We start from the raw sequence: 23,546 nt of genomic DNA, 5'->3' as shown, positions 1-23,546 counted from the left end.
GTCAATGGTCAATGGTCAATGGTCAATGGTCAATGGTCAATGGTCAATGGTCAATGGTCAATGGTCAATGGTCAATGGTCAATGGTCAATGGTCAATAAACGAAACTCGACCCCGACAATCAATATTGTGCAAGCACAATATTTTTTTTCATTCACCATTGACCATTCCCACTCCTCATCCTTTCACCACCCTGCCACTACCCGCTTTATGGGTACGAACATTTTTTGCTCCGCCGGTATAATATATATTACCACTACCCGAAATACGGGCATCAATTGATGTATTGGCCTGTACACGGATATTACCACTGCCGCTGATATGGGCGGTAACATCATCACTTACCACTTCTTTACAGTTGATGCTGCCGCTGCCACTGATTCTGGCATCTACCTGATTGGATGTACCTTTAAGGATAATACTGCCGCTGCCTGATACAGATGCATCTATTTCAGCAAAACGACCAAAATCAAGTTTAATACTTCCGGAACCCGACACGGCTACATTGGTAGTACCTGTATTCGAAAAATTACCCTTCCCGATCATATCGCCACTGCCAGAGAGATACAAGCCCTTTATATCACTGACGGTTACATACACCACAATCTTATTTTTAGACCGGATATTTCCGTTTTTACGGGCCCGGATATTCAGCTTACCGTTTTCTACCTTGGTCTCAATATATTCCAGTAGGTTTTCATCGCCTTCTATCTCAATAGAATTGCTATTGCCATAAGCCAGCATTACATCCCATGAACCCGAAGAAGTTATTCCGGAAAAGCTGCCTACTTCGCGGGTTTCTTTTTTATACACGCCGTTTCCGTCTACTTTAAACCAGTTCCATTGCGCAAAACTGCCCACAGTTACCAGCAAACCCATCAAAAAGAATATTTTTTTCATATCAGTATGTTTAGTCGTGAAACGGGGTGAAGCAAAAAATGTTACAAAAAAAGCAGCCTGACAGGCTGCTTTCAATATATTTCAGATCAATGCTGCTTATTCCGTAATTACCAGCGAATTGAAATACTGATCCTGGATTTCTTTTTTTACGCCCCCGGTTCCATTCTGACAGGTAAGGGATAATGCATATTTCTTGTAGAAAACCATACGGGTGGTATTGGTAACTTTTTTACCATTTTTTTCGACTTCCAGGTCAAACTGATAATAGAGGTGCTTATCGTTGTATTTACCTTCCGACTCTGCTTTTACTACCACACCTGCACTTTGTGTAATACCCATTTTAATCTGTTCCTTAAAATCTTCGGTATCTTTTAAAGCTTCCAGTTGTTCTTCACTTACACCCAATTTTGTAAAGTCCAATACCATCAGTACCAATTCTGTAGAATCGGCCATAACCGATTTCCTTATCTGCTGGGGCCCACCGGCTGCATCTACTGCCACGGGTTCAGTGGGCATACTCACTTTTACTTTTTCAACAACCTCCACCGTTTTCCAATCGGTAGTCAGGGGCATAAATGCCATACCCATCCATGCACATACAACAACGAAGAACTTTTTCATTTTTAGTTTTATTTATAAGTCGCTAAACTCGTCTATTAATTACATAATACGCCAAAAAAAGATCAAAAATCAGATTAACAAATTGTTTATCAAATATTTATGTAAAAAAAGGGGAAATAAATAAAACAAATTATAAAATATTACATATTTATATTTTTCCACAAATCACCCATTTTTTTATCATTTTTAAGTTGATCTAGTGAAATTATGGGTTTATTAACCTTATTTTTACGCTGTCAAAAAAACTTACCTTATGTCTTTACGCTTTAATGCGATCAGCAGCATCAACAACAATGAGACAAGTATTCCGGCCAGTACCAAGATTACCGGCATATTCGGAACCAATGTTTTTACCCTGAAAACAGCCCGTGAATTCCTGAGCGATGAAGCTTATAAAAGCCTTATTACCAGTATCCGTGGCGGTAAAAAAATTGACCGTAACGTAGCCAATCAGATTGCCAATGGCATTCGTGCCTGGGCAGAGAGTAAAGGGGTTACCCACTATACGCACTGGTTTCAGCCACTTACCGGTACCACTGCTGAAAAACACGATTCTTTCTTTACCCTGAAAGGAGATGGCACTGCAATCGAAGAATTCGACGGAGCAGCACTGATTCAACAGGAGCCTGATGCTTCTTCTTTCCCCAGCGGTGGTTTACGTGCTACTTTCGAGGCCCGCGGTTATACTGCCTGGGACCCTTCTTCACCTGCATTTATTATTGAAATTGGTCAGGGCAAAACCTTATGTATTCCTACCATTTTCGTTTCTTATACCGGCGAATCACTCGACTATAAAGCGCCGTTGCTGAAAGCCATTGAGGCACTGAACAAATCAGCAGTGGAAGTATGTAATTTCTTCGATAAAAACGTAACCAAAGTAACACCTACCCTAGGTTGGGAACAGGAGTATTTTGTTATCGATGAAGCACTTGCCACTGCACGTCCCGATCTTGTACAGTGCGGTCGTACCGTATTTGGTGCCTCTCCTGCAAAAGGTCAGCAGTTGGAAGACCATTATTTTGGCTCTATTCCTGAGCGTGTATATGCGTTTATGAGAGATTACGAGCAGGAAGCTTATAAGTTGGGTATTCCTTTACGCACACGCCACAATGAAGTAGCACCTGCGCAGTTTGAGTGTGCGCCGATTTTTGAAGAAGTAAATATTGCTGTTGACCACAATACCTTATTAATGGATGTGATGAGCCGGGTGGCCAAGCGTCATAAGCTGGTGGTATTGTTACATGAGAAACCTTTTGCAGGTATCAATGGTAGCGGTAAACACAATAACTGGAGTATGGCTACCGATACAGGTGTTAACCTGCTGGCTCCCGGTAAAACGCCTAAGACCAACCTGATGTTCCTGACCTTCTTTGTGAATACCATCAAAGCTGTTCATGATTATGCAGATATTATGCGTGCAGCCATCGCTTCTGCTCCCAACGATCACCGTCTGGGTGCCAATGAAGCACCGCCTGCCATCATTTCTGTATTCGTAGGTCAGTACCTCGCTAAAGTATTATCAGATATTGAAACCAGGGTAAGCACCAAATTCGATGAGCAGGATGAAGCCATCCTGAAACTCGATCTGCACCGCAGTATTCCTGAGCTGATGCTGGATAATACAGACCGTAACCGTACTTCTCCTTTTGCCTTTACCGGTAACAAGTTTGAGTTCCGTGCGGTAGGTTCTTCTGCCAACTGTGCTATTTCTATGACCGTATTGAATACCATCATGGCAGATACCCTGAAGAAATTCAAAGCAGATGTTGATGCCCTGATAGAAAAAGGCGACAAAAAAGAAATCGCCATCATGCAGGTGATTCAGAAATACATTGTGGAAAGTAAAAATGTATTGTTTGAAGGAGATGGTTATAGCGACGAATGGCACAAAGAAGCTGAGCGTCGTGGTTTACCCAACCTGAAAACAACACCGGTTGCACTGGATGCCATGGTTACAGATAAAGCTAAAAAACTGTTCGAAAGTAATGGTGTATACAGTCATACAGAACTGGAAGCACGCCATGAAATTGAGCTGGAAAAATATATCAAGAAAGTACAGATCGAAGCCCGTATCATGGGAGATCTGGCCATCAACCATATCATTCCTGCCGCAATTGCGTACCAGAATGAACTGTTGAGCAATGTAAACGGGCTCAAAGCTGCAGGTCTGGGTGAAGCCGCTTATAAGAGCCAGTTATCTATACTGAAAGAAGTGAGCGAACATATTCAGGTAATTCATGATAAAGTAAACCTGATGGTGGAAGCCCGTAAAGTGGCCAATAATATCGCCGATAGCCGTGAAAAAGCCATTTCGTATGAGTCGATCAAATCAACTTATTTTGATGAGATCCGATACCATGTTGATAAACTGGAACACCTGGTAGATGACGAAAAATGGACCCTGCCCAAATACCGTGAGATGTTGTTTTTAAGATAATCGTTCTTTTTGACTTGAGCAATCAATAGCCCCGCACCGTTCCCGGTCGGGGCTTTTTTGTGAATGGTGAATACCCCCCACTCACTACTCACTACTGACTACTCCCCCTTCATCCATTGACCATTCACCATCGACCATTCACCGATATTCATTTTTGCAGAATAAACCAATACCTTAACTTTCTGTCTATAATCTATTAAACTAAACTAAAAACAATGAAAAAAGTAATTGCCCTTTTAACGATTGCTTTCTGCTGCACCCTTACTGTAGCAATGGCACAACCCGGAGGCGGTCAGCAAATGGACCCTGCTCAGATGCTGGAAATGATGAAACAGCGTGTGAAACCCGGATTGATGGAGAAAACAAAACTCACAGATGCACAGGCCGATAAGGTATTGGAAATACAAATATGGGCTCAGCAACAAAATCGTGGTTTACGCGACCTGAGTGAAGAAGATCGTGCCAAAAAAATGAAAGAAACCAACGAAGAAAGAGAGAAAAAAATGAAAGCTATTCCATTAACTGACGATCAGATTAAAGCTGTTAATGAGTATTATGCAGAAATGAGAAGAAACCGTCCAGGTGGCGGTGGAGGCGGTGGAAAATAAATACAACTTACACCACAATAAAAAAGCTGCACTCATGGGTGCAGCTTTTTTATTGCGGTACGATCTGCAGCATATCCATTTTTGCAACACATCGGTTCAGGGAAGTTTCTTTTCTGACTTATTTTTTCTATCCAGTATCCATACATCGTTACTGTATACAAATTCTGTATGGTTGGGTGTACCTCCATACTTTCCACCTGTCATGAAAATTTTATCGTGATGCACGACAGCTGCAATACCACCTCTCGGCGACCAGGGAGCATCCATGCCATCCCATTTTTTTCCATCACTGCTGACTAGTACCTGACTTGAAAACTGACCATTCCGGTTACAACCGAGCAGCCAGATTTTGGCATCATATACCAATGCTGCGTATCCAAAAATCTGTTCGCCGGGAACAATTTCATCCGTTTCTTTTTGCCAGTTCAATCCATCTGTAGAACTCCACACATCGTTGTTCAGGAGATATAAAGTATTACCAAGTTGAACGATCTGGCTCCCACTTCTTTTACCAAATGCAAGATTATCCTTCTGCTTCACCCAGTGAATACCATCTTCACTGTTCCAGATATCAGCATATTGTTGGTTTTTATCTTGCCCGCCAATCAACCATAATTTATTCCTGAAAACAAACGGATGATAAAAAAAACGATCGGGGATATTTGAGGATGCAGATAATAATTCCCATGATTTCATATTGGTTGACCGGTAAATATGGGGTTTGTAAACAAAGCTTTCAATATTTCCTTTAAAATAACCCAATCCATATACAGCCCCTTTAAATACCACATAGTCTAAAAATGCATGGTTATCAATCACGTTGGTAAGAGATGATTTTATCCAGTTCTTTCCCTGATCAATAGAATACCAATTTCCATCGGGATGAAAAGTCCATATGGTATCTCCGATACTAAATTGCTGAAAATTGTAATTCTTTCTCCACCCGGCACTGTCTATTATTTGTTTCCATACATAGCCATTACTGTCGTTGGTTACTGCAGTTGAATGATGCTGACTTTCTTGAGGTGCGGAAGAGCAACTGATGCATAAGATCAGCCAGCCAATTAGTTGGGATCTCATAAATGGGGTTTAGATGATGAATATACATTTAGACGCATACACAGTCAAACTGCATAAGGATTCACCATGGAAAATATAAAACCCCGGCAATATTACCGGGGTTTTAACAATTGACGATAGTCAATGATTATTTCATCTTAAAAGTTTCCAGGAACTTGGTGGTGAAATTACCTTTCCTGAAATCCTCATTCTGCATAAGTTGTAAGTGGAATGGAATGGTTGTTTTTACACCTTCAATCACATACTCGCTCAGTGCACGATACATAGTATCTATGGCTTCTTCACGGGTTTGCGCGATGGTAATGAGTTTTCCAATCATTGAATCATAGTAAGGAGGAATCACATAACCAGCATACACATGGCTGTCTACCCGAACACCATGTCCGCCGGGTGTATGTAATACCGTAATCTTACCGGGTGAGGGTCTGAAATCATTATAAGGATCTTCGGCATTGATACGGCATTCGATGGCATGCATCTGAGGTTCATAGTTGCGCCCACTGATTTTTTCTCCCATGGCAATCTTGATCTGTTCTTTGATCAGATCGAAGTTGATCACTTCCTCTGTTACACAATGTTCTACCTGGATACGTGTATTCATTTCCATGAAGTAGAAATTACGGTGCTTATCTACCAGAAACTCAATGGTACCGACACTTTCATAGTTAATGGCAGCAGCAGCCTTACAGGCAGCTTCACCCATTTTCTTACGCAGTTCAGGGGTCATAAATGGAGAAGGTGATTCTTCCACCAGTTTCTGGTGACGGCGCTGGATAGAACAATCACGTTCACTCATATGGCAAACGGTACCATACTGGTCACCGGCTACCTGTATTTCGATATGACGTGGTTCTTCTACAAATTTCTCCATATACACGCCGTCGTTCTTGAAAGCTGCAGCAGCTTCTGTACGTGCAGTGGTATAGGCTTTCTCCAGTTCACTTTCCTGTGTTACCACACGCATACCCTTACCACCACCACCGGCAGTTGCTTTCAGGATGACCGGGTAACCGATTTCTTTGGCCAGTTTCTTGGCTTCCTCAACACTTTCCAGCAAACCTTCGCCACCGGGCACAACGGGTACACCGGCTTTGATCATGGTATCTTTTGCTGTAATCTTATCTCCCATTTTATTGATCATCTCGGGAGTAGGTCCGATGAATTTGATACCATGGTCGGCACATATCTGCGAGAAGCGGGCATTCTCAGCGAGAAAGCCATATCCGGGATGAATCGCATCTGCATTGGTAATTTCGGCAGCCGCCATGATATGTGGAATATTCAGGTAAGAATCTACACTTTGGGGTTTACCGATACAAACAGCTTCATCTGCAAATTTCACATGCAGGCTGTCTTTATCAGCTGTTGAATAAACCGCAACGGTCTTAATGCCCATCTCACGACAGGTTCGGATTACACGCAATGCAATCTCACCCCTGTTGGCAATCAGTATTTTCTTGAACATCAGGATTAATTTGAAAATTTGAAAATTTGAAAATTTGAAAATGGAGAGTTCAAGACAATCTGAAAATTTGAAAAATAGAACTACCCAATTTTCAAATTTTCAAATTGCTACATTTTCAAATTATTTAGGTTCTACGAGGAACAGTGGCTGATCGTATTCAACAGGACTGGCATCGTCTACCAGTACTTTTACGATGGTGCCACTAATTTCACTTTCAATTTCATTGAACAGCTTCATCGCTTCAATAATACATACTACTTTACCAGGAGCGATCTCTGTACCAACATCAGCCAGCATGGGCTTGTCGGGAGAAGGTCTGCGGTAGAAAGTACCAATCATGGGACTTTTTATAGTAATGAGGTTATCTGCTTTAGGGGCGGCCGGTGCAGCAGGTGCTGCAGGAGCGGCGGCAGCGGGTTGTGGAGCGGGGGCAGGTGCTGTGTGAAACACTTGCGGGGCGGGGGCAGCTGCTGCTACGGTTACTAACTGCTCTTCTTTTTGTTTGATGGTTACCTTACCATCTTTATCTTCTATACTGATTTCACCAATATTACTTTTATTGATGATCTTGATCAATTCGTGAATTTGCTTTAAATCCATAATGGCAATTTTTGGGATAAAACTGGTTAGTTTCGGTCAAATTGGAGGGCAAAATAGCCTTTTTTTGATAAAAACAGGGATTTTTTGGTCTTTTTCATGTCCTGTGAATGGTCAATGGTCAATGGTGAATAGAGGTTGTCCAACATTCACCATTGACCATTCATTATTCACCAAAAAAGGCATCCGAAGACGCCTTTTCCTATCTGGATGATCCATTATTCTTTTACTCTTTCCACATAATCACCGGTTTTGGTGTTTACGCGGATCAGTTCCCCATCTTCTACAAACAGGGGAACCATTACGGTAGCGCCTGTTTCTACGGTAGCAGCTTTCAGGGCACGTGTTGCAGTATCACCACGTAAACCTGGTTCACAATAGGTGATTTTTACCACAATTTTCTCTGGTAATTCCGCTCCGATCGGCTGATCAGTTTCTGTATTAATGAACACAAATACCTCAGAACCATCTTTCAGGAACTGCGGGGCATCAATCATTTCTTCAGCCAGCGCAATCTGCTCAAAGGTTTCATTGTTCATTAAATTAAAACCGCTTTCGTCTTTGTAGAGGTACTGGAAAGCTTTCTTTTCAACACGTACAGGGAAAATGGTTTCACCGCTGTTCCATGTTTTTTCAATGGAACGTTTGTTATCAACGCCTTTCAGCTTGGCCCAAACCTTAGCCGCAGCACGTGCGGTTTTGTTCTCGCCAAACTCTACCACTGAATATAAACTGCCGTCAAGCTTTAAAATCATGCCACGGCTGATGTCTGATGTAGTTGCCATAAAACTTTATTTCTGGCGCAAAAGTAGGGAATTGGAGGGATTTGAGGATGGCAGATGGCAGATCGCAGATTTTCTCCTCGTAAATGGCTGTTTTTGACGAATATCCAGCTACAACCTTCCTTTCTCCCCTTCTTGCTGCAAAAAAAATATTACAACTGAATCCTGCCTTAATAAGGGAAGATAACAAGGAGAAAAAGAGAAAGGAAGGTTAGTCAGAGGTATGCACAATCCAAAAAAAATATCGTACCCGGACTGCGGTAAATAAAAACAGGGTATCTGTTAATCAGATCAAAAACTAAACCTATGGATAATTTTACCCGATTGATCTGCCGTATCATACTCGTATTACTTCCACTCGGCAGCTTTGCAAATACCATCATTGTAAAGGGTACCGTAAAATATAATAATGGCCAACCTGTTGTAAACAAAACAATTACCATTACACTCGATAGCAGTAATGGCGCTGCCGCCTGTTATCAGTTTAAAACGGTTAAAACAAACCCGAACGGTTATTATATAGATACCATTAGCTGTAACAGTACCATTACAAAGATAAAAGTGAGTACAGAGAACTGCGACGGTAAACTGTTGATCAACTATCCCAATATCAATACCACCAGCAATTATGCAGAAAGTAATTTTACAATCTGTAGCCCCGATACCACCACGCCGCCAACTACCTGTAAAGCTGTGCTTTCATCAGAAAAAATACAAGGAAGAACATTTCGATTCAGCTCCAGAAACAGTACTATACCGGCAGGTGATAGTATCGTAGTGAGAAGATGGACTTTCGGTGATGGCACTATACTCGAAGGAAAGGAAATCAATCCCTTAAAAGAATTCAAAGACACTGGTGTGTACAATGTTTGTCTATTGATCAAAACACAAAAAGGTTGCGAAAACAAAATATGTGCAACCATTATTGTGCGCGACTCCATGATTACACCACCTGTTACCTGTCAGGCTAAATTCAGTTTCCGTAGTGATGGAAAAAAAATAATACTCAACAGTACCAGTAGCTTTATGGGTAATGACAGCATCATCAGGTATGGCTGGATATTGGGTGATGGCAAAATTATAGACAGTGCTGCTAAAGAATTGGTTTACCAATATGCAAAAACCGGCAAATACCAGGTATGTCTTTATACCAGAACAGCCAAAGGTTGCGAAAGTAAATACTGCACCACTATTGAAATTACAGAACCCTTAAGTTGTACGGCCACTTATACTTTTGAAAAAAACGGCAACCGTAGTTACCGTTTTAACAGTGGTAGAAGTTTAGCGTCAAGTGGCGACAGCATCAAACAGCGCATCTGGATCTTTGGCGATGGAACTGCCATGGAGGGCAATGAAATAACCCCCTTGAAAACTTTTAAAGACACGGGCTCTTATACCGTTTGCCTGAAAATAAAGTCTGTAAAAGGTTGCGAGGCCATGTACTGCAATACCATTGTTGTGAAGGATTCAATCATTATCAACCCACCGCTGTATTGTAAGGCCATATTCAGTTTTACAAAAAAAGAACAGTCCATACAATTTAACAGCCTGGGTTCCATAGCCCCACAAGGCGATAGCATCGTAAGCAGAACCTGGTATTTTGGCGATAGCTCTGCTGCTTTAACAGGTAACAGAAAAGATCCGGTTTATCAATACCGGAAAGCTGGAGTGTATAACGTTTGTCTGATTATTAAAACGGCAAAAGGCTGCGAAAGCAGGTATTGTGAGAATATTACGTATACCATTCCAAACAATCAGTGTGTGGTGAAATTTTCTGATGAAAGATTATCGCAGAAAAAAATAAAATTCAATAGTAGCGGCTCAACAGCTGTTGCGGGCGATAGTATCATAGAACGAAAATGGAAATTTGGTGACGGAACCGAATTGGGTGGAAACATAGTATCACCAGAAAAGGAGTACCGCCAGAAAGGTATATACACCATTTGCCTGAAAATAAAAACAGCGGCTGGCTGTAGTAGCGAGGTTTGTAAAGTATTCGAAATAAAAGACAGTACTACCAATGAGCCCATCAGCCAACGGATCAGAATACTCCAAATCAATCCCAATCCGGTCCTATCCCGTTTTGTAACAACTATCTGGACCAAAATGGGTATTGAAGTGGAGATTGGTATTTATGATATTTATGGTACCATCAAATGGAAAACCAAAAAGGGTTTATTAACAGGTAATAACTTCATTGAAGTGCCGGCAGTTGAATTAAAAACAGGTCCTTATTTCCTGCGCGTAACCAGCGCCATTGGTAACGATAGCAGGTTGTTCTATAAATTATAAGTTTTCAAAAAAATTAGATTGTTAGCCATAGATGCACAGATTACAATAATCAGTGTATCTATGGCTAACAATTTTCAGGAACAGAGACATGATGGCTTTTTTGTAATTTTCAGCCATGAAAAAAACTTTACTTGTTTTCCTGTTGCTTATATCCTCTGTCTTACTTAATGCCCATGAATTCTGGCTGAGTCCTGATAAATATTTTTATACAATACGTGATATTGCCTTGATACGTTTTCGGGTAGGTGAAAATTTCACCGGCGAAAACTGGACGGGTAATAAAGAAAAAATCAAACAACTCTCCCATTATCTTCCCAATGGAACGCAGGTAGATATTGCAGACAGACTATCCATACAGAAAGGAGATTCCATCAGGTTGCCATTACAAACGGAGGGCACACATATGGTTATATTCAACAGCACCAATTCACATATTGAACTGGACTCAGATAAATTCAATGATTACCTGAAAGAAGATGGATTACAGACGGCTATCGATTTCCGTCAAAAAAACAATGAGACCACAAAGCCGGGAAAGGAATACTATCAGCGTTCTGTAAAAACCATTATTCAGGTAGGCGACCTGAAAACGGATGCCTGTACAAAGCCAACAGGGCTCCCGCTCGACATTATTCCATTTGAGAACCCCTATGCTTCTCCCGCTATGGCACCTGCAGACAAATTACCAACCGTTACATTCAGGGTATTGTTTAAGGGTAAGCCTTTGGCCAATCTGCTGGTAAAGACCTGGAACCGGGAAAAAAATGGTACAGGCCGAATGGAGGAATACCGCACCAATAACCGGGGAACAGTAAAAGTTAAGAGATATTCAGGTCCTTTTATGGTAAGTGCCGTTTATATGGAAAGGCTGAATGGAGATGAAAAAGCCGAATGGCAGAGTTACTGGGCCAGTCTGCATTTTGAATATTCTTCTTTTTTCAGCGCTGTACGCTGATCCGGGGCTATCTCTTGAACAAAGTTTGGATCATTGGGTGGTATCCGTTCATTTTCTCCTATTTTTGCGCCAAATTTGAACATACAAGAATCCATTACCATGGCAGTATTAGTGAATAAAAATTCGAAAATCATTGTTCAGGGTTTTACCGGAACAGAGGGCACATTTCATGCTACACAGATGATTGAGTATGGCACCAACGTAGTAGGCGGCGTAACACCCGGCAAGGGCGGCAGCACCCATCTCGACCGTCCGGTGTTCAATACAGTAGCTGATGCAGTAAAAACAGCAGGTGCCAATGTGAGCATCATCTTCGTTCCACCAGCTTTTGCAGCAGATGCTATTATGGAGGCAACAGATGCAGGTATTGGTCTGATCGTTTGTATTACGGAAGGCATTCCTGTACAGGATATGGTAAAAGTGAAGAATTATATGTTGGGTAAACCTACCCGCCTCATTGGTCCTAACTGTCCTGGTGTAATTACCGCAGGTGAAGCCAAAGTGGGTATTATGCCCGGATTCATCTTCAAGCCAGGTCGTATCGGTATCGTTTCCAAAAGTGGTACCCTTACTTATGAGGCTGCTGACCAGGTGGTGAAAGCCGGACTGGGTATCAGTACAGCGATTGGTATCGGTGGCGACCCTATTATCGGTACCCCTACCAAAGAAGCCGTAGAATTATTAATGAACGATCCTGAAACGGATGGTATCATTATGATTGGTGAAATCGGTGGAAGCATGGAAGCCGATGCCGCACGCTGGATCAAAGACAATAAAACAAAACCGGTTGTTGGTTTCATTGCCGGTCAAACCGCACCTCCGGGTCGCCGTATGGGTCATGCTGGAGCTATTATTGGGGGCGCAGATGATACTGCTGAAGCCAAAATGAAAATTATGGCAGAATGCGGTATCGATGTAGTAGCCAGCCCAGCCGATATCGGTAAAACCATGGCTGCCGCACTTAAAAAATAAAATCGTATCTTTATAGTATAGAAAGGCCTGCTTCAAACACAGGCCTTTTTTATGCCTGCAACCCATCCTTTCTTATACTTTGTTAACAGATTATTATTTCATTAAATACCCAATTAATGGTATTGTTTTATTGACCATAAGCATGCAAATTGCAGATGTTAAGAAACACTCAAACGAGTATTCAAACAACTACAAATTGGGGGTAAAGCTTGCGGTGAAAACTGCAAGCTTTCGTTTTTAGCACATGACCTTCAACCACGATATTTTTTTAGCAGAGAAAAGGAGTGTACACAGAGAATTGTTTTATGTGTAAACTTTTGTTAATAGCCCGGATAGCTGTGTAATTTGTGGCAAGTTTGCATCCCATATAAATAGAACGTATTTTTCTACTAAATTTTACCGCATGCGTTACAGCTTAGCAGTTTTCTTTTTCTTTTTTTCTTTTACAATTTCAGCACAGCGTACACAGACTGATACCAGTTTTCTGAAAGAATGGTTTACCATCGATACATTAATCCTCGAAAAGGGTTTAAACAAGACGGCATTAACCAAAGTAAATGAACTCTATCAGAAAGCTTCGCAAAGAAACCTTCCTGCACAGAAGCTGAAAAGCCTTATTTATCGTTATAGCCTTGAGAACAACATTACAGAAAAAGGTTACAAAGAAATCATAGCAGACCTCAGCACTGAAATTGATACAGAAAAAGTACCGGTAGTAAAAGCTGTATTACAGCTATTACTGGCCAAGAAAATGATCCGTTATTGTAATGATTACCGCTGGCAGATTTACAACAGAAAGCCTTCAGCAACCAAGGTATCAAAAGATATAGACACATGGTCTATGAATGACTTTTATACTGAAATATCTTCTCTTTATCTGAGGTGTATAAAAGAAGAATCATTGCTGCAATCTATACCTATGCAGCAATTTGATGCAGTATTGATAAAGGGCACAAAAGCTTTTGCCAACAGTAGTTTATTCGACCTGGCTATCAGAGAAGCCCTTGAATTTTTTAAATATGGTTCTTCGTATGTACGTAACCCTATTGAGACTTTTTCACTGAAGGATGAAAAAGCCCTTTCCCCATTACCAGCTTTCATACAGACGAACTTCCATACAACGGATAGTAGTTCCTATTTATGGCAATCACTATCCCTATATAAAAAGATTTTAAAACACCATAGCAACGATAGGGATAAAGAACTTTTACTGTACCTGGATCAGGAAAGAATCAACTGGGTATATACACATGGCATTTTCACTAACAGGGAAGAGAAATATGAACAGACTTTAATGCAGCTTACTACCCAATACAAAAATTATTCCGGCACAGCAGAAGTCTGGTCGCAATTAGCCGCCCTGTATATCAACCGTGCTTCTGGTTATACACCCTTTGGTGATACAGCCAACAGGTATGCCTATGTGAAAGCAAAAAAGATCATAAAAGACGCCATTCCTTTATATGACAGCACCGCTTCTGGTGTGATTAAAATGAAGAACCAGTTGTCTGCCATCCATACCGTTCAACTGATGGTACAAACTGAATGGGTGAATATACCCAACCAGCCTTTCCGCGCAAAACTGGATTACAGAAATATGGATAGTATCTATATCCGTATTTTGAAAATAGATGAGGAGGATATGTCTGGCGACCAGTTCTGGAGCAAACCATTCTGGCAAAAAATTTCGAAACAAAAACAGCTTAAGTCCTTATCATTTGCACTTCCCCGCACCAATGATCACCAGACCCATGGAACTGAATTGGCTCTACCCGGTTTGGCTCCTGGTAACTATGCGCTATTGTGTTCCAATGATGTACTATTCAATGACAGCCTTAGCCGGTTACGATACCTGCCTTTTATAGTATCAAATATCAGTTACATAAAAAATGGGGCCGATTTTTTTGTATTGAATCGTGAAACAGGTAAACCCTTACAGGATGTAAAAGTTACTATTCAAAAGCAATCTTATAACAATACTACCAGAAAGTCTGATTTCCAGACAGTAGCCAAACAGCTTACAGATAAAAACGGACATTTTATTTTCCCGGAAAAGAATAACAATGGTTACTACCGTTATCATTTTGAAAAGGGTAATGACCAGTTGAAATTCATGACAGCGGAATACGAATATTATAATGCTGTCGCCAATGATGATATCCTGCAACCTGAAGAAGAGAACCGGATAAAATTTGAAAAAAACAACAGACAGGTTTTCTTTTTCACTGACAGGTCTATTTACAGACCCGGCCAAACTGTTTATTATAAAGGCATCGGCGTTACCCGAGAGTATGGAACCCAAAAAAGTAAGCTATTGCAAAAAGATACCGGCTGGGCCATTTTACAGGACGTGAATGGCAAAAAAATAGATTCCCTTCGATTTACACTGAATGAATATGGCTCCTTTCATGGAAAATTTCAATTACCGGCTAAGGCACTCACCGGATATTTCAGTATTGTAACCAACAGTATAAAAAATGGCAGTGCTTATTTTTCAGTAGAAGAATACAAAAGACCCACTTACAGTGTTGCCTTCGAAAAACCCAAAGGCAGTTATCGTTTAAACGATAGTATCAGGCTTATCGGTAATGCAAAAGCTTTTGCAGGCAATAATATCGATGGCGCCAAAGTATCGTATCAGGTTACACGCAATATCAGACGTGTATATCCCTGGTATTGGAGAGGATCTTCAAGATACGATAACAGCAGGGAAATAAGCAATGGCAATCTTATTACTGATGCTTCAGGTAACTTTACCATATCTTTTACTGCCAGTGCAGATGATATACGTAAGGAGGATGATAACCATACAGTTTTTGCATTCACCGTAAATGCCACTGTAACCGATAAAAACGGAGAAACCAGAACTGCCAGCACAGAAATTACCGTTGGTTATCAGTCATTGCAACTAACCATTGAGAATCCTAAGCTAATTGATAGTAAAGATGCAAAAGCCATCCTTGTAAAAACAACCAACCTCAGTAATGAGCCAGAACCCGCCAATGTAAGCATCAAAGTATACGCATTACAAACACCCGAGAGATTGATCCGCAAAAGACTGTGGGAAAAGCCGGATCAGTTCATCCTGAATGAAAAGGAATTTATATCTCTTTTTCCTCACGATGAATATGCTTCAGAAACAGATATGCTGACCTGGCCTGTACTAAAGCTGGTAGAAGAAGGAAGGATAAATACCAAAGAAAAGGCATCTTTCATCTTACAGCAACCATTGGAAGCTGGTCAGTATAAAATAGAAGCCATTACCACCGATAAAGATGGCCAGCAGGTTAGGACACTACATTATATCGGGGTATTCAATAGCCGTACCGGACAAATGCCCAATACGGTTTATCAATTTACCCATGATGTAAAAACAACCATAGAACCTGGCGACACGGCCCTATACCTGAGTGGCTCTGCTGCGAAAGAGCTTTTTGTGATTAAGAAAACAGCCACAAAAAATAATTCATCGTTTATAGAATACGAGGCCAGAAAAAAGGGACTCAGTGAGCAAATATTCACAGCTACGGAAACCGACCGGGGTGGTGCTGCCATTGCAGAAGCTTATATTTTACATAACCGCTTGTATACTTTCCTGACGAATATTGAAATACCCTGGAGCAATAAACAACTGAATATTTCATACCAGACATTCAGGAACAAAATCGAACCGGGCAGCAAAGAAACCTGGACGGTTCAGGTAAAGGGTTCAAAGCATGAAAACCTTGCAGCTGAATTACTCACTACGATGTATGATGCATCACTCGATCAGTTCAGGAACCATCAGTTGAATACACCTCTCCTGTGGCGGCCGAATAGTTTTACCAACTATTTTACACCCACCCGGAATTTCATCATCAGCAATCAATATGAAAATCCCATAGCCATTTTTGATTACCTGCCTGAATATACAGAAACAGTTGACCGACTCGCTGAAAGCAATACTGATTTGTATGAACGCAATATCCGCCAGTGGATTACGTATGCCAATGTTTCTGATAAACTGAAAAAGCATGTAGAAAAAATGCTAGAGAATGTGGTTGGATACAACATGGCAAGTAGTAAAGGAGCAAGAATGAGGAAAGAAGAAAGTTATGATAAAAAAACGATGTATAGTTTTAGTGCAGGCACTATATCTCAACTTGCTAATACCAATTCATTGCCATCTATTACCAATACATCGAATTTCGCTCTTGTAATGGCTGATACGAGTATGATGATGAATATCGGCATCAGAGGGAATTCAACTTTGGATAAAAATAACACAGCCGTACCCGAGGAAGAAACACCTGTTACCATCCGAAAAAATTTCAACGAAACAGCTTTCTTCTTTCCCAATCTATATGCAGATACTGCCGGTAATTATAGTTTCAGTTTCACCATGCCTGATGCCTTAACCAAATGGAAATGGATGAGTCTGGCACATACCAAGGACCTTGCTTTTGGAACCAACAGCACCAGCATCATCACCCAGAAAACATTGATGGCACAGGCCAATGCACCCCGTTTTATCAGAGAAGGCGATAAATTAGAGTTCAGCGGCAAGGTTGTAAATCTGAGCGACAAAGAATTATCCGGTCAGGTAACACTTGAACTCATAGATGCTGCCACAGGCAGTTCAGTAGATGGCTGGTTCCAGAATGTATTTCCGGTTCAGTATTTTACGGCAGCTGCCGGACAAAGCACGGCTATTAAATTTCCGATACAGGTTCCGTTCAGCTTTAATAAAACATTGAGCTGGCGCCTCATTGCCAGAGCAGATAAATATAGTGACGGGGAGGAAAATATGTTACCCGTATTAACCAATCGTCAACTGGTGACAGAAAGTTTACCTGTTCTCATTACAAAAGATACTACACAGTTATTTCGCTTTGAGAAATTACTTCAGGCGAATAGTCCAAGTTTAACACATGAAGGTATCACCATCAACTACACAGCTAATCCGATTTGGGAAGCGATCCGCGCACTACCTTATCTGATGGAATATCCATATGAATGTGTGGAACAGACTTTCAACCGCTTTTATGCCAATGCACTGGGGACTTATATTGTAAACAGGGATCCGAAAATTAAAAAAGTATTTGAGGCCTGGTTAAAAGATACCGCTACCCCAAAAAGTAAACTGGCACTGAATGAATCGCTGAAACAAATCATGCTGGAAGAAACCCCATGGGTATTTGCCGCGCAAAGTCAGGAAGAACAACAAAAAAATATCGCCCTGCTATTCGATATGTTCCGGTTAAATCAGCAGGCAGATCAACTGGTAAAAAAATTACAGGATATGCAACTATCCGACGGCAGCTTCAGTTGGTTCAAAGGTGGTTATGGAGATCGCTATATGACCAATTATGTACTCACTGGTATCGGCAAATTAAAAAGAACCGGTGCACTAACACCCGATATTGCCATTCAGCTCAAACCTGTTATTGAGAAAGCCATTCGCTTCCTGGATGAGGAAATCAACAAAGAATATCAATACTGGAAAAAAGCCAAACTGGATACAACACGTAACCATATTTCAACCTCACATATCCAGTATCTCTATATGCGTAGTTTTTTCCGTGATATTGCATTACCTAAGTATGCAGAAGCTTATCAGTTCTTTTATAACCGGGGGAAATATCAGATTCAGCAACAATCTATTTATAATCGTGCTTTGTTGGGTTTGGTGTATTATCGCAATAATGAGATTCGCTATGTGAACGTAAATATCCGAACCGCTATCCTGGAAAATACAGTGAGAGATGAGGCGAAAGCTTCACTTTACTGGAAAGACAGGTTAACCTATTCATGGTACCAGACACCTGTTGAACATCAGGCAACAATGATCCAGTTCTTACAGGAGCTTCAACAGGGACAACCCATGAGCGATGGTAATACAGCCATCGATGAAGCCAGAAACTGGTTACTGCTCAATAAGCAAACCAATCATTGGAACACCACCGTTGCCACGGCTGAAGCCTGTTATGCATTGTTAATGACAGGAACAGATCTTTTATATACCGATAAAAACATCCGTATACAGTTAGGCAATACCAGTTTTAGCAGTCAGGATCAACCAACAGAAGCCGGAACAGGTTATTTTCAGCAAAGAATTGAAGGCCGCTTAGTGAACCCTGAAATGGGTAATATAAAAATCACGGTACAAACCAAGGGTAAACAGCAAATACAAAGTCCTTCATGGGGCAGTATTTACTGGCAGTATTTTGAAGACATGGATAAAATCAAACTGTCTGCAACACCTTTATCTGTTACGAAACAATTATTCATCGAACGCTATAGTAATAATGGTAAAGTACTCGATGTGGTAAATGAAAACGATGTCTTGAAACCCGGCGATAAAGTAGTGGTTCGTTTAACCATTAAAAGCGATCGTGAAATGGAATACCTGCACCTGAAAGATACCAGGGCTTCTACTATGGAACCGGTAAATGTACTAAGTGGTTATAAATGGCAGGATGGACTGGGCTATTATGAAAGTACCAAAGATGCCAGTTCCAACTTCTTTATCAGTCAGCTGCGGAAAGGCACTTATGTTTTCGATTACCCGGTATTCATCACACATACAGGTGTATTCTCAACCGGTAATGCCAGTATACAATGCATGTACGCACCCGAGTTCACTGCAAATTCGGGTGGTATGATGATAAGAGTAGAGGAGTAATGTCTGATGGCAGATCGCAGATCTCAGATGTAGGATTGATGGAATGTAGTAACTTGCGAATCAAAAAATGTCTGACATCTGACATCTGACATCTGACATCTGACATCTGACATCTGACATCTGACATCTGACATCTGACATCATGACCATCGACTATCTCATTATCGGCCAGGGTATTTGCGGAACCATGTTAAGCTGGAACCTGATGCGTGCCGGTAAGACAGTACTGGTGTTAGATGAAGCAAAACCTTATACCGCTTCCAAAGTAGCTAGTGGTGTGATCAATCCTGTTACCGGCAGGAGAATTGTACGTACCTGGGAAATTGATACCATCATGCCTTTTGCGGTGAATGAATATCGTTCGTTGGAAAAAGAATTGGGTGTTTCGCTGATAAGGCAATCTAATATTCTCGACTTCCACCCTACTCCGCAGATGATGCTGGCTTTTAAGGATCGCTTACCGGAAGAAAAAGAATATTTACGTGTTCCTGAAAATACAGCTGCGCTTAGCGAATATTTTCATTTTGATTTTGGCGTGGGTGAAATCAACCCCTGCTGGCTTATCGACTTACATACACTGATAGACAATTGGCGTAAAGTTTTACAAGAGAACCATGCACTGCTTGAACAGAAATTTGAATGGAAGGATTGTTCTGTGAGCGATAACGGTGTAAACTATGCAGGTATTCATGCATCGGCTATTATTTGTTGTGAAGGAGCGGCAGGCTTTCATAATCCTTATTTTCAGCTATTGCCCTACGCTCCCAATAAAGGGCAGGCCATCATTGCTGAAATAAAGGACCTGCCTGCCACAAATATTTATAAACAAGGCATCAACCTTGTTCCATGGAAAAAAGACTTATGGTGGATCGGCTCTACCTATGAATGGGATTTTACAGATCTAAATCCTTCCCCTGATTTCAGAAAAAAAGTAGAGACCCAACTGGCACACTGGCTGAAATTACCTTTTACCATTGTGGATCATATTGCAGCTGAACGACCAGCCAATATGGAGAGAAGGCCTTTTGCGGGTATGCATCCTGTTCATAGCAGCATTGGTTTATTGAATGGAATGGGAACCAAGGGTTGTTCACTGGCACCATTTTTTGCAAAACAGTTTGCGACATCTCTTATTCACAAAGAACCCATTATGCCTGCAGCAGATGTTCAACGATTCAGCAGAATTTTGAGCCGCTGAGTACTGAAAAAAATTAATATTGCAGTTATTCGTCACTTACCACTATTGCTACATGTCAAACCCTACCAAACAGCACTACAGCATTCCGTTGCAATACAGAAAAATGGAAAACCTGCATATTGTTTTCTGGCTATTTAAAGATATCGCCTGGTGTCTGGGTTTTAAAATACTCGGCATTACCATGATTGTACCCACTTTAAGTATTGCTTTATTAATCAGTTGGCGCACACGAAAAATGATGTCTGAGTTGTGCCACAATATTGCCATTGCCGTATGGATCAGTGCCAACTCTTACTGGATGATCAGTGAATTTCTAGGCTTCGATGAAAAAATTGTGTGGGGCGAATACACTTACAAGCACCTGGCATTAATTCCTTTTGGTATCGGTGTGCTGGTACTGGCTTTTTACTACCTGATCTGGCGGCCTAAGCATAAGGAAGAAAATGAAACCATGTAGCAAATACTCCCGCTGAACAAGCTATTTTGCCGCCGACGCACTTATTTTACCGTTCATCACAGGTACTTTACCGTTTGTAGTGGCGCAAGTCCCGCTTATCCCTGTTTTTATATGGTGGTGTTTTCCGCTCTTATACCTTTATGTCTTCAAAGTAAACGGAGCCTCGCTCCCATGTAATATGAACCACCACATTGAATTTCTGTTCGCCCGTTTTCGTCAGCGCGTGAAACCACCAGAAGTTCATATACGCTAAATTTTCCCGTTCACCATTTCCGGAAAAGAACATTGATGAATGTGATGTAAGCATTAGCTGCAGCTATCGGCTTATACCCTTTTCTCAGTACCCAATGGTGCCGTCGGCGACGGTAAGGGAATTCGTATACCCATTTTCAAACAACAACACAACCATAACTTAACATGAAACCATTTGTAGTGGCGATTGCCGGAACGGCTTTATTGTTACTCTTTCTTGGCAACCCTAAACAACCCAGAAAACAACGTTCATTATCCCTTAAAAAGGGTATCATTTCAGCATCAGTTATCCATGCTGTGAGAAAATAAAAGTGAAAAAAACAATGCATCCCATTCCTCCCTAAAAATCATCTGTGCATCTGTGGCAAAGAATTAGCCACAGATGCACAGATGATTATAATCGCCTGAATGTATAACGGTTGATAAAACGTCCATCATAATTCGTGGCTACAATCCTGTTACTATAAACAGCGATATCATCAAAATACATATCTACTGATGCACGGGTAGATCGATCGTAGACGTTCACTTCCCATACATCGTGTGAACGATCATAATAATTACCGTACTGATCGTAATAACCACCGATCACCGTAACAATGCGCCATGAACCCCTCATCAGGTTATAGCCATCATCGTATTCCGCACTGCCATCTCTGTAAAAATCAAAAACACCATTTTCCAGACCTGAGCGGAAATATTGCCAGCCAAACCCATCGCTGCGCGATGCATCAGCCACCACCCATGTTCCGGAAACAGATCTCGGCGTAACATCTATCACTCCTTTTGTGCAGGAAGAAAGAAAAATAATAAGTGTGGTAAAGAGTAACCATCTTTTCATACAATGTCATTTTCAGGGTTAAGAACTGAGTTACTCCTTTTGTAATCCAATTCTTTTACCAAAAATTGTTTTGTATGCTATTTCAGATGCTTTTAGATTTTATTTAACGTCTCCTCCTAAATTTCCTTTCTCCCTTTCTTCCTGTTAGTAACGGTTAAAAAATTAGTGAAGCACTATTTTATAAAGCTTTTTTAGCAGGGAGAATAAGAAGACGGGAGGTAAAAATCATCTTTCCCATTTCATAAGCGTAGCCATAATGGTAGTAGAAAAACCGATGATGGCAATTATGGTGAATGACCAGCGCAATCCTGATAATTCAGCGATAAAGCCAATGAGTGGCGGCCCGATTAAAAAACCCAGGAAACCAATGGTAGACACTGCTGCCAGTGCTACACCAGGCGACATGGTTTTTGATTTACCCGCTGCACTATATACCAACGGTACAACAGATGATACGCCAAGCCCTACCAGAAAGAATCCTGCCGTAGCCAATTCGATTGTTGGGAACAGAACGGCTACTGCCAGACCGCTGCTGATAATAATTCCACTTATCTGTAACATTCTCTGTATGCCGAAACGTGTTACCAGCCTGTCGCCTAAAAACCTACCTGTGGCCATAGTAGCCATAAAAACGGTATATCCCAGTGTCACCATTTCTTTAGGAGCTCCCACTACCTTCTGAAAGTATACACCACTCCAGTCGAACATGGTACCTTCGCAAACCAGACATCCAAAAGCAATTAACCCGAGTTTCAGAATGGCAGCATCGGGTTTGGCAAATAAGGGTTGCTTTTGTTCAGGTTGTTTATCATTGGGAAGTATATAGCCCTGTGCCAGTAAAACCACTACCAGAGATACAATACAGATCAGCAAAAAATGATGCAGGGGTTCAATACCCTGGGCTATCAGAAAGGTTCCGATGGCGGCACCTGAAAATCCGGCCAGACTCCAGATACCATGAAATGTGGCCATAACAGACCGTTGGTACAATGATTCAACACCTACTGCCTGTGTATTGGCTGAAATATTATAAAGATTACCAAAAACACCAAAACAGAATAAGACAGCTGCCAATTGCCAGGTGGCACTTACTGTTCCGATCAATACCAGCATTAAAGGATAGCCCACGGCTGCAATGGTTACCATGGTTTTACTGCTGAAGCGGGTAACTGCCCAGCCAGAAAGTGGCAGGCTTAGCATCAACCCAATAGGTAGTGCGAATAAAACAGCACCCAGTCCGGCATCACTCAAGCCAAGCTTTAATTTGATATCGGGAATCCGGCTTGCCCAACTGGCAAAGCATAAACCAGCCATAAAAAAGAAAACTGCCACCGCTAACCGATGGGCCTTTGGTGATTTGGTTGCCTGCATAACACAAAGATGGGATAAATTGCCAGCTTTTCAAGCCCCGCCCCTTCAGATGCTTG

Annotated in this window: 17 protein-coding genes; 9 read left to right on the top strand and 8 right to left on the bottom strand. The window is 41.3% G+C overall.

From position 1 onward, the window contains the following. Positions 1-175: 175 nt before the first annotated feature. Both BC659_RS12535 and BC659_RS12530 read right to left on the bottom strand, forming a co-directional pair. Complete coding sequence (locus tag BC659_RS12535; RefSeq protein ID WP_133475097.1) at positions 176-898, bottom strand: head GIN domain-containing protein; 723 nt, start codon at positions 896-898, stop codon at positions 176-178. A gap of 96 nt (positions 899-994) precedes the next feature. Continuing rightward, entirely contained in the window at positions 995-1,519 is a 525-nt protein-coding gene (locus BC659_RS12530; RefSeq protein ID WP_133475096.1) for a hypothetical protein, read from the bottom strand. Positions 1,520-1,772: 253 nt separating this feature from the next. On the opposite strand from BC659_RS12530, the gene BC659_RS12525 reads away from it, so the two are divergent. Then, positions 1,773-3,956, top strand: coding sequence for a glutamine synthetase III family protein (locus BC659_RS12525; RefSeq protein WP_133475095.1), 2,184 nt, complete (start codon positions 1,773-1,775; stop codon positions 3,954-3,956). A 215-nt stretch (positions 3,957-4,171) separates the two neighbouring features. Continuing rightward, positions 4,172-4,564, top strand: a complete 393-nt coding sequence (locus BC659_RS12520) for a hypothetical protein (protein WP_133475094.1) — start codon at positions 4,172-4,174, stop codon at positions 4,562-4,564. Positions 4,565-4,660: 96 nt separating this feature from the next. Here BC659_RS12520 and BC659_RS12515 read toward each other — a convergent pair whose 3' ends face one another. From BC659_RS12515 to efp, 4 genes are all read right to left on the bottom strand, one after another. Next, the gene (locus BC659_RS12515) at positions 4,661-5,644 is read right to left on the bottom strand and encodes a Kelch repeat-containing protein (protein WP_133475093.1); all 984 of its coding nucleotides are present in this window, start codon (positions 5,642-5,644) and stop codon (positions 4,661-4,663) included. A gap of 127 nt (positions 5,645-5,771) precedes the next feature. Continuing rightward, a complete protein-coding gene (gene accC, locus BC659_RS12510; RefSeq protein WP_133475092.1) occupies positions 5,772-7,109 on the bottom strand; it encodes an acetyl-CoA carboxylase biotin carboxylase subunit in 1,338 nt (445 codons plus the stop codon). Between the two features lie 120 nt (positions 7,110-7,229). Beyond that, positions 7,230-7,709, bottom strand: a complete 480-nt coding sequence (gene accB / locus BC659_RS12505) for an acetyl-CoA carboxylase biotin carboxyl carrier protein (RefSeq protein WP_133475091.1) — start codon at positions 7,707-7,709, stop codon at positions 7,230-7,232. A 215-nt stretch (positions 7,710-7,924) separates the two neighbouring features. Next, on the bottom strand, positions 7,925-8,491 hold the full coding sequence (gene efp, locus BC659_RS12500; protein ID WP_133475090.1) for an elongation factor P: 567 nt from the start codon (positions 8,489-8,491) through the stop codon (positions 7,925-7,927). A 303-nt stretch (positions 8,492-8,794) separates the two neighbouring features. Here efp and BC659_RS12495 point away from each other — a divergent pair, with 303 nt between their 5' ends. The 7 genes from BC659_RS12495 (at position 8,795) to BC659_RS16855 (ending at position 21,587) form a co-directional block, all read left to right on the top strand. Further along, on the top strand, positions 8,795-10,780 hold the full coding sequence (locus tag BC659_RS12495) for a PKD domain-containing protein (RefSeq protein ID WP_133475089.1): 1,986 nt from the start codon (positions 8,795-8,797) through the stop codon (positions 10,778-10,780). Positions 10,781-10,895: 115 nt separating this feature from the next. After that, a complete protein-coding gene (locus BC659_RS12490; protein WP_133475088.1) occupies positions 10,896-11,735 on the top strand; it encodes a DUF4198 domain-containing protein in 840 nt (279 codons plus the stop codon). 99 nt (positions 11,736-11,834) lie between these two features. Next, positions 11,835-12,707 carry a succinate--CoA ligase subunit alpha gene (gene sucD, locus BC659_RS12485; RefSeq protein WP_133475087.1) on the top strand — a complete coding sequence of 291 codons (873 nt, stop codon included), beginning with the start codon at positions 11,835-11,837 and terminating at the stop codon, positions 12,705-12,707. Between the two features lie 403 nt (positions 12,708-13,110). Continuing rightward, complete coding sequence (locus BC659_RS12480) at positions 13,111-19,371, top strand: alpha-2-macroglobulin family protein (RefSeq protein ID WP_133475086.1); 6,261 nt, start codon at positions 13,111-13,113, stop codon at positions 19,369-19,371. A gap of 142 nt (positions 19,372-19,513) precedes the next feature. After that, a complete protein-coding gene (locus BC659_RS12475) occupies positions 19,514-20,569 on the top strand; it encodes an NAD(P)/FAD-dependent oxidoreductase (protein ID WP_133475085.1) in 1,056 nt (351 codons plus the stop codon). Positions 20,570-20,621: 52 nt separating this feature from the next. Beyond that, complete coding sequence (locus tag BC659_RS12470) at positions 20,622-21,026, top strand: hypothetical protein (protein WP_246027131.1); 405 nt, start codon at positions 20,622-20,624, stop codon at positions 21,024-21,026. 417 nt (positions 21,027-21,443) lie between these two features. Beyond that, the gene (locus tag BC659_RS16855; RefSeq protein WP_162847421.1) at positions 21,444-21,587 is read left to right on the top strand and encodes a hypothetical protein; all 144 of its coding nucleotides are present in this window, start codon (positions 21,444-21,446) and stop codon (positions 21,585-21,587) included. Positions 21,588-21,672: 85 nt separating this feature from the next. On the opposite strand, the gene BC659_RS12465 is transcribed toward BC659_RS16855, so the two are convergent. Both BC659_RS12465 and BC659_RS12460 read right to left on the bottom strand, forming a co-directional pair. Beyond that, positions 21,673-22,119: a hypothetical protein gene (locus tag BC659_RS12465; protein WP_133475084.1), complete on the bottom strand. Its 447-nt coding sequence runs from the start codon at positions 22,117-22,119 to the stop codon at positions 21,673-21,675. A 225-nt stretch (positions 22,120-22,344) separates the two neighbouring features. After that, positions 22,345-23,490, bottom strand: coding sequence for an MFS transporter (locus BC659_RS12460; RefSeq protein WP_133475083.1), 1,146 nt, complete (start codon positions 23,488-23,490; stop codon positions 22,345-22,347). Positions 23,491-23,546 lie beyond the last annotated feature (56 nt).

The sequence above is a fragment of the Sediminibacterium goheungense genome (genome assembly GCF_004361915.1).
Classification (GTDB): Bacteria; Bacteroidota; Bacteroidia; order Chitinophagales; family Chitinophagaceae; genus Sediminibacterium; species Sediminibacterium goheungense.
The sequence above is the reverse complement of the archived record's forward strand: the minus strand, read 5'-3'. Positions and strand labels throughout refer to the sequence as shown.